The sequence below is a fragment of the Planctomycetia bacterium genome, assembly GCA_034440135.1.
In the GTDB taxonomy this organism is placed as follows: domain Bacteria; phylum Planctomycetota; class Planctomycetia; order Pirellulales; family JALHLM01; genus JALHLM01.
In genome coordinates this window covers 1-15,499 of the sequence record JAWXBP010000409.1, presented here as the reverse complement: position 1 = coordinate 15,499, position 15,499 = coordinate 1, and the positions used below count along the sequence as shown (strand labels likewise).

Here is a 15,499-nt window from a genome sequence, read left to right as displayed (position 1 = left end):
TCCTCAAACGTATGGCCTACGGCTACCGAGACGACAACTACTTCTTTCTCAAAATCCGCCAGGCTTTCCCCGGAATTGGGTGAAGAACCAAAAAAAAGAGGGGACTGGCTCGGGGCTGACAACCAGTTGCTTCGAAATGCCTGTCCCCCTTTTTTGGTTCGCGTTCTTTCACGGATTCACGTCGTCGCTCAAACATTTCCGAGCATTGCTATGAAGATGAAACGGATTCTGCTCTGGCTGGCAGCGTTGCTTTCCTTCCCGATCGGTGCCTCGGCCGATCCGGATCCGAATTTCCACATCTACCTCTGCTTTGGGCAGTCCAATCTGGAGAGCGGGGGGCCCATGAACGAGGCGGACCGGGAGGTTGACAAGCGTTTTCAAGTGATGGCGGACTTCGACTCCTCCGACCGGGGCTGGGAAAAGGGCAAGTGGTACGACGCTGTGCCGCCGTTGTCGGCCAAGGGCCGTGGCATCTGCATGGTCGATTATTTTGGCCGCACGCTGGTCGCCACGCTGCCGGAAAACGTGCGCGTCGGCGTCATCAAGGTTTCGGTTCCCGGCTGCAAGATCGAGCTGTTCGAGAAAGACAGTTTTCAGACTTATCTCGATTCGGAACGGGAGTGGATGAAGAATATCGTCCAGGGCTACGACGGAAACCCTTATCAATACCTCGTGGACATGGCCAAATTGGCGCAGAACGATGGCGTGATCAAAGGCATCCTGCTCCACCAGGGGGAATCGAACGCAGGTGACAAAGAGTGGCCGAACAAGGTGAAAGACGTTTACGATCACCTGATTGAGGACTTGCATCTCAAGCCTGAAGAAGTACCGCTGCTCGCCGGCGAGCTGGTGCATGCCGATCAAGCAGGCCGCTGCGCCGGCTTCAACGAGATTATGGCGGAGCTGCCCAAGACGCTGCCCAACTCTTACGTCATTTCCTCGGCTGGCTGCACAACCAATGATCGGCTGCACTTCAATTCAGAGGGCTCCAGGGAGTTCGGCCAGCGATACGGTGTGAGGATGCTCGACGTGCTGGGACACAAGACGGTCGAATCGAAATGACGATGTGCACCGAACCGTTAGGATAAGAGCGTGGCCAGACTCTATTCCCTCGTGATGATCGCGGCATGCTGGTCGATGCCGACACGGCTGGCGGCCGAGCCGTTTGCAGGCGCTAGTGCGTTTCTCGAAAACCATTGCCTGGCATGTCACAACGCCGACGATCCAAACGGAAATCTTGATTTCGGCGCGCTCAAATTTAGTACTGACGACCGGGACCACTTCGCTCGCTGGGTCAAGATTCATGACCGGGTGAAGGCCGGTGAAATGCCGCCAGCCGACGAACCGCGACCTGACGCCCAGGCGTTGGCGTCGTTCGTGGACGGCCTGGCCACGTCGCTCACCGAAGCAGATCAGGCGCTCTACGCGCGCGACGGCCGCGCGACGTTGCGCCGACTCAATCGCTACGAGTATGAAAACGCCATTCGCGACTTGCTCAACGTCCCCTGGGCCGAGATCAAGGAGAAGTTGCCCGAAGACGGCGAAGCGCACCGATTCAACAAGACCGGCCGAGCGCTCGATGTTTCGCACGTGCAGATGGCCCGTTATCTGTCGAGTGCGGAATACGCGATGCAGGAAGCTATCAAAGCCGTTTGGAAGCGCACGGAAACTACCACCACCCGGTTATACGCGCGCGACGAAGGATCGCTGGTCGGCAACTTCCGCCCGCGCGAAAACGGCACACTGCCGGACCGGCATTCGTTTCCTGTGCTCGACGGCCAGGCACAGCCGGATGTGCGCGCCGGCCGGGCGCCGGTATCGAGCCCGGAAACCCGCGAGCGTGAGGCCGTCGGGCGGGTCTCGAGCATTTTCAGCGACGCCGGCGGCTATAGCTGGGGGCAGTTTCGCGCTCCGGTCGCGGGGCAGTATCGGCTGCGGTTCAAAGGGTACACGATTTGGGTCAGCGGCGGCGGCGTCAGCCGCTGGTATTACGAAGGCTTTGGCGACGAGAAGGCCCCCGTCTATTACCTGCCGCTGTGGCACCGGCCGAATGTGGACGAAGTCTGGCCTGGTCGCACCCACGAGCCAATGAGCGTGTTTGCTCAAAGCGCAGGTCAGAACCGCATGATCGGCGAGTTTGATTTTTCGCCTGAACCGAGCGAAAGCGACATGGTGGTCATGTTGCGAGCGGGAGAAGTCGTGCGCACCGATGGCTCACGATTGTTTCGCACGCGAGTGAACGGTACGGGAGAGCAGTACATCAATCCGCTGGCGACAGAGCACGGCATGCCGGGCTATGCGATCCAGTGGATGGAAGTTGAAGGACCGCTGCCGGATGAGAGGTTCGACGCCGGATACAAGCTGCTGTTTGGCGACTTGGCGATGGAAGCTGCCAACCCGGGCGAGCCAGGGGTGTCGCTCCCGCCGGTCGAGAGCGGGATCGGCAGCCGCGGCGGATTCACCGGGCGCGGCGGCCGAGGACCGGGCGGAAGAGGCGGCGGATTCCCGGCGCCGAGTCCCACGATCGTGGAAGTGGTTACCGAGAATTCGGAAACGGACGCCGAGCGATTGTTGCGCGGCTTTATGGATCGAGCGTATCGTCGGCCAGTTGAGGAAACCGAGGTCGCGCTCTATCTCGACCTGTTCAAGGATCAATACGCCAAGGGATTCGGTTTCGCCAAATCGATGATTTCCACGTATACCGCGGTCTTAGCGTCGCCTGGTTTTTTGTTCGTGGAGGAAGCGCCGGGCCAGCTCCACGACTACGCTTTAGCCACGCGACTGGCCCTGTTCTTATGGAACTCCACGCCCGATGCGCGGCTCATCGATCTGGCGCGACAAGGCAAGATGAGCGACCCGGAAGTATTGCGAGCCCAGACGGAACGGCTGCTCGACGACCCGAAATCGCGGCGATTCGTCGAGGCGTTCACCGACTATTGGCTCGATCTTCGCGAGATCGATGACAACTCGCCCTCCACGACGCTCTATAGCGACTACGAACTTGACGACCCTCTCAAGCTCGCGGCGGTTGAGGAGACGCGGCTCTTTATCGCCGAATTGCTGAAAGAAGACCTGCCCGCGCGGAACATCGTCCAATCTGACTTCACCTTTCTCAACGCACGGCTCGCGAAACACTACGGCCTGGACGGCGTCGAGGGTTCCAACATGCGCAAAGTAGCGCTCCCGGCAAACAGCGTCCGCGGCGGGTTGATGACCCAGGCCAGCGTGCTCAAGGTCACGGCAAATGGCACGACGACCTCGCCGGTGCTGCGCGGTGTGTGGGTCACGGAACGCATCCTCGGGTTTGAGACGCCGCCGCCGCCCCCGGTTCCGGCAGTCGAACCGGATATCCGTGGCGCGGTCACGATCCGTCAACAGATCGAGGCGCACCGGGCCGACGCGAGCTGCGCCTCGTGCCATGCCCGCATGGACCCGCCGGGTCTGGCGTTGGAAAGCTTCGATGTGATGGGGGCGTGGCGCGATCGCTATCGCGCCGTCAATGACGAGGTGCCAGCGGAAGCAGGGATTGGCCTCGATGGGCAACGATTCAAGTTTCACTACGCCCTTTCCGTTGACCCCAGCGGTACACTGCCCGACAGCCGCCAATTTGCCGACGTCCGTCAACTCAAGCAAATGTTGCTTGAGGACGAGGCAACGATCGCCCGCAACCTCGTTAAGCAATTAATGATCTATGCCACAGGGGCGCCGATTGGCTTCTCCGATCGGCAAGAGACGGATGCAATCCTCGAGCGGTCGCGACTGGGCAACTACGGTGTTCGCTCGATCATGCACGAGATCGTACAGAGCCGGCTGTTTCAGAACAAATAGATTGGCGCAGCGCAATGCGTGACGCTGTTCAAGAGAAAGCCGCTAGCATGCAAGAGAATCGATCCCATCGCCGCGCTGTTGGTCCCGGCTCCGTAACGCGCAACGCCATTCCACGGCGGCGATTCTTGCAGTGCGCGGGCGTCGCGATGTCGCTGCCGTTTCTGGATGCCATGGCGCCAGCTTTTGCCCGGGCCGGTTCACCGGGGGCATCTCCGGATGGGAAGCGCGCGCCGCGACGCATGCTGGCCATTTGCAATAACCTGGGCGTGCTGCCCGAGCACTTCTTTCCGACCGATGAAGGCTTCGACTACCAGCCCTCGCATTATCTAACCTTCCTGCAAGAGCACCGGGCGGACTTCACCGTCATCAGCGGCGTGTCCCATCCCAACGTGGATGGAGGACACCCCTCGGATATCAGTTTTCTCACCGCAGCGCCGCATCCGGCCAGCAGTTCCTTCCGCAACTCCATTTCACTGGATCAGCACGTCGCGGAACACATTGGCTCTCATACCCGCTTTCCTTCACTCGCGCTGGCCGTGAACGGCAGTCGCAGTCTGTCCTGGACCGGAACCGGCGTGGCCATCCCCCCCGAACAAAGTGCGTCGAGCGTGTTTGGGCAATTGTTCCTCCAGGGGACCAAGGCCGAGATCGAAGCAAAAATTCGCGAAGTTGATACCGGCCGCAGCATTCTCGACACTGTGTCGCAACAGGCGCAAGCTCTCAATCGCAACATGGGCGCCGGCGATCGAGATCGTCTCGACCAGTACTTCAGCAGCGTTCGCGACTTGGAGAGCCGCCTGCAATCTGCGCGAGCGTGGGAAAACAGGCCCAAGCCGGTGGTTGACGAACCAGCACCGAACGACCCGACCAACTCCGCGCAATTCATTCAAAAGATTGAGGTGATGTACCGGCTCGCACGCCTGGCCTTTCAGACGGACTCGGTACGCGCGATGACGCTGATGCAAAATGGCGTTTCCACGCCGGCCATGCAGATCCAAGGCGCCACGATTAGCGATGGCTATCACAACCTCTCGCACCACGGCAAGGCCGTCGACAAACTGGCGCAGCTCAAGGTGATCGACGAGTGGCAGATGCGGACGATGGCCGGATTGCTCACGGAGCTGAAATCGGTCGAGGAAGAAGGCGAAACGCTACTGGATAGGACGATGGTGCTTTACGGTTCGAACCTCGGTGATGCCAACGCGCATTCCACGACCAACATGCCGATTTTGTTGGCCGGTGGAGGATTCCGGCACGGCCAGCATCTGAAGTTCGACACGGCGAACAACTATCCGCTGCCGAACCTGTTTGTCTCGATGCTCGAGCGCATGAACATTGAATCGAGTACGTTCGCCACGGCGACTGGCGCCATGCGCGGCCTGGAGATGAGGTCATGATGTCCAAGCTGGCTATCTTGGATTCGATTCGCAGTGCGCTTCTGGCCGGCCTCGTTCTATGCTCGTCGTCGGCAGTGGGGGCCGAGGAGGTTGTGATTAATTTCGAACAGGTCCCGGTCAAGCTGGACCCTACAAACGATGAAGCGGTGAATCGTTTGGAGCGGTATGTGGACAAGGGCGTCGAGTTCAAGCTTGCGCGCTCGCCCGAGCGGAGCAAGGCCCGCGGAAGGATCATGTTTTTTTCGCATATCACGTCAGGACGCACAGGCATTCTCAATGCGATGGCGGATGAGCAGCAGATTCCCGTGCAGGTGCAATTTCCCCAGGGCGCCTCGGCGGTGACGATCGTCTTTTGGGCATCGACGGGCACGTCGGCCAGACTGGCGGCGTTCAATAGCCAAGGGGAAATCGTCGCTCGGAGCGAACTGGAAATGGTGCCCGGCCGCAAGAAACCTGAAGACCCGGTCCCGACGTTCGAACTCGAAGTTAAGGCCGGCGAAATCTCTTACGTGCAGTTCAATGGCCCGCGAACCAGCGAATACTTGGTGGCGGAAGAGGTGCGTTTCGTTCCTTTGGATACGCAGGCACGAAGCGATCCCTAGGCGTCAGTGCCAAGGGCCGTCCGGCGCCCAGTTCCAACGACAGCGATCAACAGTTCTCTCGGCCCGACTGCTGGGAACCGCTGGTGCCACCAGACATGGCCAAAAAGGTCGACCGGCGGGTCAAGTACCTGTCGGAGCATCGGATTCACCAACGGGCCGAATCGGGGCTGCTGTCGGGAATTCTCTTCTGTGCTCGTTGCGGCCGGCGGATTGAATACCAGTCGAAGGACCAGCGGTACGTCTGTCACCGCAAAGATGAGGCGTCTCAAACCTATGTCTATGACAGCGGGGGGACGATGGCCGAGGCGGACATTCTGCCCTGTCTGTTGGACCGAGCGGCGGCCGTGGCTGAGCAGGGAGCCAAACGACTGGACGACCTGCTGGTGAACGCCACGACCATGAAACGATCAGCGGCCGATCAAGCCTAACTTGAGGCGACCGAAGCCCGGCAGTCTCGGCAACCGGACTCTCAGCGGAACAAACTTTTGATTGAGAACTTGAACCCAGAGGCGGGGCGGATGATTAACCAGCGGGTGATCGCGCCCTGCGACAGGAGCTAGCCAAGGTCCACCAAACCATGGCCGGGCAGGTGGTGCTGCCTGCGGCCCGCAAAGATGAGGCCGAACAACAGCGGGAATGGTATCGGACCAAAGCCTTCCAGTTGACGCGGTTGTCCGACACGGCCCCCGATGGCGCCCCGGGTCACTTCTGGGTGCATGGTGACGCCGACATTCAGGTGAATGTACGGTCGAAATCCAGCCCCCCCCAGTTTGACAGTGAGGCCGCCAAAGCCTTACCTGTCGAACTCGAACTGCGGGCCACGGTCCACGGGTCCGGTAAGCTTTGGGACAAATACCGTGAGATTACCGTGAAATTCGAGCGTGAGACTAAGTTGCGGAAAGCAGCGACAGCTTGCTGATTTTCACGCGGGTATGCATCTGGCGGTGGCCGTTCTTGCGGCGCGTCGTTTTGCGACGGCGGAACTTTTGGACCACCAGCTTCGGGCCTTGCGTAACGCTGACGACTTCGCCAGTCACCTTGGCGCCGAGTACGTTGGGCGTGCCGATGCGGATGTCGCCGTCGGCCGACCAGGCCACGACCTCGTCGAACACGATCTCATCGCCGGCCGAAGCCTCGCGATAGTCGAGGTCCAACTCTAGCCCCTCTTCGACTTTATATTGCCGCCCGCCGTCAATGATGATCGCGTACATGCTCGAAAACCGCCGTGAAAGCGTCAGGTTCCTGAAAGGGCCGTCAGGCGGAGTCCAAAACTCCCCTGCTCCCCCTGCACGGTGAAGCCCCATAATCTAACCCTGCTCGACACAATTGTCGAGACCGGCGCGCAACCAATTTCATGCTACCGAGGCAGTTTGACCGGCGTGATTCGGCCATTCAGGGCGGTCGTTCAAAAACCGCCACTGCCGGGGGGCCATGATACAATCAAGCCGATTCCGGCAGCGCCGTGCCCGCGAGAGGTAAGCCATGTCAGAGCCGCAAGAAACTCAGCCGTCCGACGACCTGCTCGACGGCATTATTTGCGAATACCTCGAAGCAATGGAGCGCGGCGAGGCGGTCTCCCAGGACGCCTTTCTGGCGAAGCACCCCCAGTTCGCCCCCCAACTCCGGGAGTTTTTCAGCGACTGGGCCGGCATTTCCGATCCCGACGCCGGCGAAACGAGCGCTGGCGACGTCGACGCGAGTTCTACGGCGCCAAACGCCATGCTCGCCAATTTAGAGGACTTCGAACTCGTCAGGGAAATCGGCCGGGGCGGGATGGGGCAGGTCTTCGAGGCCCGGCAAAAATCATTGCGTCGGAGCGTGGCCATCAAAGCGATGTCGATCGGCAAGACCTCGGCGCGGCACGGCCGGCTGGGCGCCAAGGCCGCCGAACGCAACACCCAAGAACTGCGCGGCCGATTTCTACGTGAAGCGGAGGTGACCGGCGGCTTGCAGCATCCAGGCATTGTGCCGGTGTACGCCGTAGGCGCCGCCGAAGACGGGCAGCCGTATTACGCGATGCGGCTGATCGAGGGTGAAAGCCTGCACGACGCGATCGAAGCCTTTCATGCAGCGGTCTCGCCGGATGAAGACTTCACGCGCACCCGCGGCTTGGAGTTTCGCAAACTGTTGCGGCGATTGATCGACGTTTGCAACGCCATCGACTATGCCCACAGCCAGCAAGTGATCCATCGCGACATCAAGCCGCGCAATGTGATGCTAGGGCGCTTCGGCGAGACGCTCGTCGTCGATTGGGGGCTCGCTAAGCTCGCCACGGCGAAAGACGCGAATACCGGCGATACGCTGCCGTTGATCCCGCTCGACCAATACACCGGCACGCACCACGGCAGTGCTGTTGGCACGCCAGCGTTCATGAGCCCCGAACAGGCCGCTGGCGAGCTCGATCGACTTGGTCCGGCGAGCGACGTCTATAGTCTCGGCGCGACGCTCTATTGTTTGTTGACCGGCCAGCCCGCGTTCGCCGGCAAGGACTTGCTCGGCATTTTCGAGATGATCAAACGCGGCGAATTCCCGCCGCCGCGCGCCGTGCGCCCCGCGGTTCCGCCGGCGCTCGAGGCGATCTGCCTGAAAGCCATGTCGCTGGAACGGTCGAGCCGTTATCGCTCGGCCATCGAGTTGGCCGATGACTTGGACCGCTGGCTGGCGGACGAACCGCTGACGGCCTATCAAGAACCATGGCTCGAACGCTGCGCCCGTTGGGGGCGACGGCACCGCACGTGGCTTCGCGCGGGCGTGGCGACGCTGACGCTCTTGGCGATCGGCGGCAGCGTCGCGGCGTGGTTGATCAATCAATCGCGCGCGAAGGCGGAACTACGCCGCGGGCAGGCCGTGGCCCGCTTGGCTCAGTCCCGCGAGGCGACCGACGCCTGGCTGACGGGAGTCAGCGAGTTGATTGAACTGTATCCGGATATGCAGAAAGGGCGCAGCGCACTGCTGGAAAAGGCCGCCACGTATTACGATGATTTCGCCGAGCAAGCCAACGACGATCCGGCGCTGGAACTGGAACGCGGCCGCACGAAGCTGCGGTTGGGCGACGTGCGGCGCATGCTCGACCAACAGCCGGAGGCGGAAGAAGCGTATCGGACCGCGCGCGATCTCCTCGACACACTGACGCTCGACTCCCTGGAATTGCGTCTGGAACGCGCGAACAGCCGCATCAAGCTCGCGATGACGCTGGCCGAAACCGATCAGCGCAAGGAAGCTGACAAGCTCTACGGCGAAGCGATTGCCATCGCCGAGCAGTTGTTGAGCGCGCAACCCGAGCGGTTCGAGTTCCGCGAGGCGTGGGTTTCCGCGATGATCGATCGTGCCAGCCTTTGGGCGGCGGAGGGGCGATTGGATGAGGCGGAGCGATTATCACTCGACGCGACTACCAAACTATCCGCATGGAGAAATGCGCAGGCGTCGGACGCACGCTACGAAGCTCTGCAAGCGAAGTTCTTTGCCGCTGCGGCCGAAATCGCGATGTTGCGTGGGAAGTACCTCGAAGCGTCCACCATGCTTGGCGACGCGGCGAAGAGCCTGGCCTGGCTGAGCGGACAGGAAGAGCGTCACGCTGGCTACCGCAACGATCGCGCGTCGGTCCTGGTACTGCAAGCCATTGCCTCACGAGCGCTCGGGGATAGTGACCTCGAACTTCAAGCTTATGTCGGCGCTCGCGCGGAATATCAACTCCTGGCCGACACGTTTCGAGAAGTGCCCGGCTACCGACAGAACCTGGCGCTCACTATGACCGATCTCGCGCAGGTGCAGTTGCAACTCGGCAACACTACCGCCGCCAAGCAACTTGCCGAGGACGCGATCGAAGTCTTCACCGCGTTAGTGAGTCATTCTGATTTACCACCTTACCGTGAATCGTTGGCCGCGGCGAAGGATGTGCTCGGGCAAGTCTTACTGGATTTGGACGATCTTACCGCCGCGCAAATCAACTTCACGGGCGCCAGGGATGAGCTCGAAAGACTGTTGACCGAAGCGCAAGGGGAACCGGCGTACCTGCATCGATTGGCGGTGGTGAAAAGCCACCTGGCCCAGGCCTCGCGCACGCCGGGCGAACTCGAGCAGGAATACTACAACGAGTCGCGGCAACTGTTCGCGAAACTGCTTACGGAACCAGGCGCGCTGCCCGCTCACTTTCAATCAGCGGCGCTGATGGAATACCGCTGCGGTAGCCTGTTCTTCGCGGCGGGCGATCAAGAGCGTGGACGCACTGCATTGATGGAGGCCAAGCGTCATTTCGAGGCGCTCGATTCCATGCTGTCGCCCCCGGAATACCTGGATCAATTCGCGACGTACTTGGTGGAATGCCCGGCAACGGAACTCCGCGAAGCGGAGTTGGCGGCGCAACTGTCGCGACGAGCCGTCAACGCCGCGGATCGCAATTATGAATACGCCGTTACCGAGGCGGCTGCGTGGTATCGACAAGAGATGTTTGCGGAATGCCAGTCGGCCTTGGAAAACGTGCCGAACGGCCGAGCGATGTTCTGGCTGGCGATGGCGTTGGCCAAACAAGGCGATTTACCTGCCGCGCAAGAACAACTGCGCCAAGGGCAAGCCTGGATGCAAGAACATCGCCCCGGCAATCAAGAACTACGGCAACTCCGCGCGGAAGCCGAACAGGTCGTCGCCGCGCCGTAGGGGTAGGGCTAGTTCCGCACGCGGCAGTTCGGCAAGGCGCGCTTCAGTTTCGCAACGCCCGCCTTGGTCACCTGCGTATCGATCAGCGATAGTTCCTGGAGCGTCTTAATCTGCTCAATCTGCGCGAGCCCCGCGTCGGTAATCTTCGTGTCGGTCAGAATCAGCTGTTCGAGCGCCGGAAGCTTCGTGAGCTGCGCCATCCCTGCGTCCGTTACGTCGCTGGCCCAAATATCGAGCGACTTGAGCTTCGGAAAGCTCGCAAAGTGGACCAACTCCGCGTCCGTAACGCGCGGATTGCGATCGCCCGGGTAAATGTCCCAGGCGACGCCGACGACGTTCAAAGCGCCCGCAGGCAGCCCCGTCTCTGCGGAGATCGTGGTCGCCTTGCCATCGGCATCGACCTGGAGCTGCCCGCCGCTGTCCAACACCCAACGCGCGGCGATGCGCTCGGGATCGGTCTCCGCACCACAGCCGGTAATCAGGGCGAGGAGTAGCAACATCAGCCAATATCGAACAGCCGGTACGCGACGCATTCTCGACATGCTTTGTATGTCATCGATGAACATGTGCAGAACACAGTCTCCTTTCGCTCCGCGAAAGGCCGAACCTTTCGCGGAGCGAAAGGAGACTGTGGGGGCACCAACGAAAACGAATGGGTCGTGGGCCGCACTGCGCGGCCCACGACACGATTCCAATGCATGGTCAACTACTGCGGAACATCGCCAGTCGGCAGGTCCGAATCCGCCGGCGTGGCCCAGTAGTACCACTGCTCGTCCGTGACCGCGCTCGTCAGCGAGCGCACGCCGCCGTCGGCCATGCAGACGTTGATCGCCTCCGACGCGATGCTCTGCGCCTTGAGCGGATGCACGTTATCCACCGGCGGGTTGAACTCCGGCTTCTTGTGACACTTGCATTGCCAAGTCTGATCGGCGTTCCAGGCCACGGCGCCGTTGAAATTCACGAAGCCAGTCCGCGCCCAATATCCGCTCACATACATGTGGTCGGTCGGTAACAGCACCGGCAGCATCGAGTCGAGCCAGAAGCGGCCTTGGAAGCTCATCGTGTCCGGCGCCACGCCGTACCCCCAAAGCGCGCCACCGACGGCCGGAACGCCTGTCGGCCGGCTGGAACGCGCGTATTTCTCGGCGAACAGAATTGTGTTGGACGTGCCGTCCTTGATCTGCGCGGAGAGCTTCACGCCTTTGTCGGCGAACACCTGGTAGTTGCCGCCGTAGCTGCTCAGCCCCCAGACATTGCCTTCCGTCGCCCACGCCGGAACCTGTGTATCGAGCTTGTACAACCCATCGGCATAGGTGACGTCGCCGGGGTGAGCGAGCGTCGGAATCGCCTGACTGCGCGCCTTGTCCGGGCCCAGCTTGTGCAGCGCCGATTGCTCGAAGAACGGGAGCAAATGGTAGACCAACGAACCACTTGCGCCCGATTCAGTCGTGGCGGGAAAATGCCCGAACATCGGCGGCGTGATCCGCTTGGCGTTCTCGGCGGTGTGCACGGCGAGGCCAAGCTGTTTCAAGTTGTTCTTCGACGAGGCCTGGCGCGCCGAAGCGCGCGCAGTCTGCAGCGCCGGCAGCAACAGGGCGATCAAGATGCCGATGATGGCGATCACAACCAGCAATTCCACCAACGTGAAGGCCGCTCGGCGGCGACGAAACAAGGTCATCGGTAAAACTCCTCGAAAAAAAGAAACGGAGCCATATCGGGCGCTGCGAAACATCGCGAAGGTTGCCGCGCGCGAACGCGCTGGCTGGACGACGTCTTCCCGGACCGGGACCACGTGCGCGACGCGCTTCGTCCTAAATGAGAGAACCGGCGACTGCGCTAAAATCTGTCGAATTGACTGGATTAACGCAGCGCGATTTCCAGGACGGTCACGCCGCCACCGTGCGAGAGCGCACTCACGAAAAGCCCTGGCCGAACGTGACCGGATCGAAGGTCGTCGCGGCGCAGGACATGTAGAAACTCGGGAAAGGCAGGTGGAAAACTCCGAGCAATCCCCAGCAAACTAATGCTTCCGCCTCGCGCCGTCAAGTTGAAGCGCAAAGCCCGACCAGCGACGTCGCACTCAACAAGCCCAGGGAAGGCCCTCAAAGTCAACACTATCGCCAGCGACGATGGTGGCCTTCCCTGGGCTTATCCGCGCACAGTTTCGCCAATCGGTTCACTCGTGCGCCAGCGACCGCTCGAAAATCACCAGGTTCTGTTGCCGGTCAGGATCCCAGCGGATGCCGACGATGTCGTAGCCCTGCGCGATCGCCATGTGCAGCATCGGCCGATGCTGGTTGTGGCATTCGAAGCGAATCACTTCGTATTCCTGCTGCTTGGCCCATTCATGCACGCCAGCCATCAACTGTGCCGCTACGCCCGCCCGGCGATAGTCCGGCAACACGCCGTAAAGCCAGGCAAAGAAGGCGTTGGGCTTCAGCTCGAACCCGACGAAGAATCCGACGGGATTGTCGTCGATCGCCGCTGCCATCATCAGTACGTTGTAGCGCCCGAGAAACCGTCGCCGCAGAAACGCCGCGTCACGTTGCGGGCGGAAAATCTGGTTGTACAGACTCGCCACCAACGGAATCTCTTCCGGCCCGAGAACATCGATCTTGGCGTTCGCCATGGTGCTCGCAATCCATCGCTGGTGTTGACGGTACGCACTTGTTGAAGGAACTAAGCAACGGGTGCCACTGGCGGCTGGTCCGCCAGTGTGGGATTCACGCCGAGCATAGGTCCTACTCAAGCACTGGCGGACCAGCCGCCAGTGACGCCCCACTCAGGGGCGACGCATTTCGAATGGTTCGTCGCGAGTCATTGTGCCCGAATCGCTCAATCCGCCGCAAGTGCGATTGGCGAGCGTCCGATGCTCCACTCCCCCTCGCCGGCGCTTCGAGTTACTGTGAACGCTGCCGCGAACGCCTTCGCCCTGGCCGGGAGTCATCAAGTTGTCGATTACCAAGGGAATCATTCTCGCTGGCGGGTCGGGCACGCGGTTGTATCCGGCCACGCTGGGCGTCAGCAAGCAGTTGCTGCCCGTGTACGACAAGCCGATGGTCTACTACCCGCTGTCGACCTTGATGTTGGCCGGCATTCGTGACTTGCTGCTGATCTCCACCCCGGACGACCTGCCCAGCTTTCGACGCGTCCTTGGCGACGGCTCGCGAATCGGCGTTTCCATTCAATACGCCGAACAACCCAAGCCGGAAGGCCTGGCCCAGGCATTTTTGATCGGCCGCGATTTCATCGCCGGCGACGGCGTCGCACTCGTGCTCGGAGACAATCTGTACTTCGGCCACGGGCTGGTCGAACTAGTGACCCGCGCGGCTCAGCAAACATCGGGCGCGACGGTTTTCGCCTATCCTGTCCGCGAACCGCAACGCTATGGCGTCGTGCAACTGGACGCCGCCGGGAAACCCATCTCGATCGAAGAGAAGCCGACAAAGCCCAAGTCGAATCTCGCCGTTACCGGGCTCTACTTCTACGATCATCGCGTCGTGGAAATCGCCGCCGCGCTGCGCCCCTCCGCGCGCGGCGAACTGGAAATCACCGACGTCAACCGCGAGTATCTCCGACAAGGCCAATTGCAGGTCATTCCATTCGGCCGTGGCTTCGCCTGGCTCGATACCGGCACGCCAGAAGCCTTGTTGCAAGCCTCGACCTTCGTCGAAACATTGCAATCACGGCAAGGCCTGAACATCGCCTGCCTGGAAGAAATCGCGCTACGGCAAGGTTGGATCACTCGCGAAGAAGTCACAACAGCGGCGCGGCCCTTAGCGAATGAGTACGGAAACTACCTGCGGCGGCTGGCGGAGGAGTAGCAATGAAACGGTGGGTCGGCCTCAATCAGTGTGTTATACTGCACGTCCCGCCAGATTCCCTCCCGGATCCGCCGCCCATGAAGCGATTGCTGCTTCACATCATGTTGGCCGTCGCCCTGCTCCAAGCAAGCGGCGCGGCCGCCGAGGGACCGGACTTTCGCGATGACGTCCTCCCTCTCCTCAAACTCCATTGCGTACGCTGTCATGGCCCGGCCAAGCAAGCAGGAGAGCTGAACCTCAGCCTCCCCACGGCCATCGCCCGCGGCGGCGAGAACGGACCGGCGGTCAACACCGCGGAAGCAACATCCAGCCTCCTCTGGCAGCGCGTCGAATCCAACGAAATGCCGCCCGAGGAACCGCTCCCCGACGACGCCAAGCAGATCCTGAAACAGTGGCTCGCAGCCGGCGCACCAGGCTTACCTACTGAGGTTTCACCGAAACCAAACGGCGACGAACACTGGGCCTACCAACCGCTAAACCCCTCGGCGCCGCCCGAGCCGCGCGACGCCTCGCGCCTCATTAACGACATCGATCGCTTCATTCAGTCCACGCTGGAGTCGCGAGGATTGTCGCTCGCCCCCGCAGCCGACCGCACCACGCTCATTCGCCGTGTCGCTTTCGACCTCACCGGTCTACCTCCCTCGCCCGCTGAGATCGCGGCCTTCGTCAACGACACAAACGATCACGCCTACGAAAACATGGTCGACCGCTATCTCGCCTCGCCTCACTACGGTGAGCGTTGGGGAAAATACTGGCTCGACGCCGCTGGCTACGCCGACTCCAACGGCTACTTCAACGCCGACACCGATCGCCCGCACGCCTTCCGCTATCGCGATTGGGTCATCAACTCCGTCAACAGCGACCAGCCGTTCGACGCCTTCCTCCATGCACAGCTCGCCGGCGACACCCTCGCCAGCTACAAACCTGGCGCTGACGTCACACCGGAAATGTTGCCGCTGCTCGCCGCCACGCACTTCCTCCGCAACAGCCCCGACGGCACCGACAGCAGCGACGGCAACGACGACGAACGCCGCGCCGATAAATACGCCGTCCTCGAAGGCTCCGTCCAAATCATGGGCTCGGCCCTCTTCGGCGTCACCACGCAATGCGCCCGTTGCCACGACCACAAGTTCGAGCCTTTCAAGCAACGCGACTACTACCAACTGCAAGCGATCCTCTTCCCGGCCTTCAATGT

14 protein-coding genes are annotated in these 15,499 nt (G+C 61.3%); 10 read left to right on the top strand and 4 right to left on the bottom strand.

Translation table 11 applies throughout. From position 1 onward, the window contains the following. The first annotated feature begins 210 nt into the window (after positions 1-210). The 6 genes from SGJ19_23965 (at position 211) to SGJ19_23940 (ending at position 6,746) form a co-directional block, all read left to right on the top strand. Complete coding sequence (locus SGJ19_23965; protein MDZ4783315.1) at positions 211-1,062, top strand: sialate O-acetylesterase; 852 nt, start codon at positions 211-213, stop codon at positions 1,060-1,062. A 30-nt stretch (positions 1,063-1,092) separates the two neighbouring features. Next, positions 1,093-3,828 carry a DUF1592 domain-containing protein gene (locus SGJ19_23960; GenBank protein ID MDZ4783314.1) on the top strand — a complete coding sequence of 912 codons (2,736 nt, stop codon included), beginning with the start codon at positions 1,093-1,095 and terminating at the stop codon, positions 3,826-3,828. Between the two features lie 14 nt (positions 3,829-3,842). Continuing rightward, on the top strand, positions 3,843-5,225 hold the full coding sequence (locus tag SGJ19_23955) for a DUF1552 domain-containing protein (GenBank protein MDZ4783313.1): 1,383 nt from the start codon (positions 3,843-3,845) through the stop codon (positions 5,223-5,225). After that, entirely contained in the window at positions 5,225-5,827 is a 603-nt protein-coding gene (locus tag SGJ19_23950; protein MDZ4783312.1) for a hypothetical protein, read from the top strand. The genes SGJ19_23955 and SGJ19_23950 overlap by 1 nt, the downstream gene beginning before the upstream one ends. Positions 5,828-5,922: 95 nt before the next feature. Continuing rightward, the gene (locus tag SGJ19_23945) at positions 5,923-6,255 is read left to right on the top strand and encodes a zinc ribbon domain-containing protein (GenBank protein MDZ4783311.1); all 333 of its coding nucleotides are present in this window, start codon (positions 5,923-5,925) and stop codon (positions 6,253-6,255) included. 149 nt (positions 6,256-6,404) lie between these two features. After that, a complete protein-coding gene (locus SGJ19_23940) occupies positions 6,405-6,746 on the top strand; it encodes a hypothetical protein (protein ID MDZ4783310.1) in 342 nt (113 codons plus the stop codon). Here the strand turns inward: SGJ19_23940 and rplU are convergent. After that, positions 6,715-7,038, bottom strand: coding sequence for a 50S ribosomal protein L21 (gene rplU / locus SGJ19_23935; GenBank protein MDZ4783309.1), 324 nt, complete (start codon positions 7,036-7,038; stop codon positions 6,715-6,717). The genes SGJ19_23940 and rplU overlap by 32 nt on opposite strands. A gap of 271 nt (positions 7,039-7,309) precedes the next feature. Between rplU and SGJ19_23930 the strand changes: the two genes are divergently transcribed. Next, positions 7,310-10,480, top strand: coding sequence for a protein kinase (locus SGJ19_23930; protein ID MDZ4783308.1), 3,171 nt, complete (start codon positions 7,310-7,312; stop codon positions 10,478-10,480). Between the two features lie 8 nt (positions 10,481-10,488). On the opposite strand, the gene SGJ19_23925 is transcribed toward SGJ19_23930, so the two are convergent. Next, positions 10,489-10,980: a hypothetical protein gene (locus tag SGJ19_23925; GenBank protein MDZ4783307.1), complete on the bottom strand. Its 492-nt coding sequence runs from the start codon at positions 10,978-10,980 to the stop codon at positions 10,489-10,491. A 206-nt stretch (positions 10,981-11,186) separates the two neighbouring features. Then, on the bottom strand, positions 11,187-12,158 hold the full coding sequence (locus SGJ19_23920; protein MDZ4783306.1) for a DUF1559 domain-containing protein: 972 nt from the start codon (positions 12,156-12,158) through the stop codon (positions 11,187-11,189). A gap of 173 nt (positions 12,159-12,331) precedes the next feature. Here SGJ19_23920 and SGJ19_23915 point away from each other — a divergent pair, with 173 nt between their 5' ends. Next, the gene (locus tag SGJ19_23915; protein MDZ4783305.1) at positions 12,332-12,454 is read left to right on the top strand and encodes a hypothetical protein; all 123 of its coding nucleotides are present in this window, start codon (positions 12,332-12,334) and stop codon (positions 12,452-12,454) included. 202 nt (positions 12,455-12,656) lie between these two features. Here the strand turns inward: SGJ19_23915 and SGJ19_23910 are convergent, their stop codons facing one another. Continuing rightward, positions 12,657-13,109, bottom strand: coding sequence for a GNAT family N-acetyltransferase (locus SGJ19_23910; GenBank protein MDZ4783304.1), 453 nt, complete (start codon positions 13,107-13,109; stop codon positions 12,657-12,659). Positions 13,110-13,431: 322 nt separating this feature from the next. On the opposite strand from SGJ19_23910, the gene rfbA reads away from it, so the two are divergent. Together rfbA and SGJ19_23900 are read left to right on the top strand one after the other, a co-directional pair. Next, the gene (gene rfbA / locus SGJ19_23905; GenBank protein MDZ4783303.1) at positions 13,432-14,304 is read left to right on the top strand and encodes a glucose-1-phosphate thymidylyltransferase RfbA; all 873 of its coding nucleotides are present in this window, start codon (positions 13,432-13,434) and stop codon (positions 14,302-14,304) included. Positions 14,305-14,381: 77 nt separating this feature from the next. Further along, on the top strand, positions 14,382-15,499 hold a 1,118-nt coding region (locus SGJ19_23900), incomplete at its 3' end, for a DUF1549 domain-containing protein (GenBank protein ID MDZ4783302.1).

Excerpts from the sequence above, each read along its gene's own strand:
- SGJ19_23955 (MDZ4783313.1), top strand. The coding sequence starts at position 3,843 with ATGCGTGACGCTGTTCAAGAGAAAGCCGCTAGCATGCAAGAGAATCGA.
- SGJ19_23940 (MDZ4783310.1), top strand. The coding sequence starts at position 6,405 with ATGGCCGGGCAGGTGGTGCTGCCTGCGGCCCGCAAAGATGAGGCCGAA.
- SGJ19_23925 (MDZ4783307.1), bottom strand. The coding sequence starts at position 10,980 with ATGTTGCTACTCCTCGCCCTGATTACCGGCTGTGGTGCGGAGACCGAT.
- SGJ19_23945 (MDZ4783311.1), top strand. The coding sequence starts at position 5,923 with ATGGCCAAAAAGGTCGACCGGCGGGTCAAGTACCTGTCGGAGCATCGG.
- rplU (MDZ4783309.1), bottom strand. The coding sequence starts at position 7,038 with ATGTACGCGATCATCATTGACGGCGGGCGGCAATATAAAGTCGAAGAG.
- SGJ19_23930 (MDZ4783308.1), top strand. The coding sequence starts at position 7,310 with ATGTCAGAGCCGCAAGAAACTCAGCCGTCCGACGACCTGCTCGACGGC.
- SGJ19_23950 (MDZ4783312.1), top strand. The coding sequence starts at position 5,225 with ATGTCCAAGCTGGCTATCTTGGATTCGATTCGCAGTGCGCTTCTGGCC.
- SGJ19_23965 (MDZ4783315.1), top strand. The coding sequence starts at position 211 with ATGAAGATGAAACGGATTCTGCTCTGGCTGGCAGCGTTGCTTTCCTTC.
- SGJ19_23910 (MDZ4783304.1), bottom strand. The coding sequence starts at position 13,109 with ATGGCGAACGCCAAGATCGATGTTCTCGGGCCGGAAGAGATTCCGTTG.
- SGJ19_23920 (MDZ4783306.1), bottom strand. The coding sequence starts at position 12,158 with ATGACCTTGTTTCGTCGCCGCCGAGCGGCCTTCACGTTGGTGGAATTG.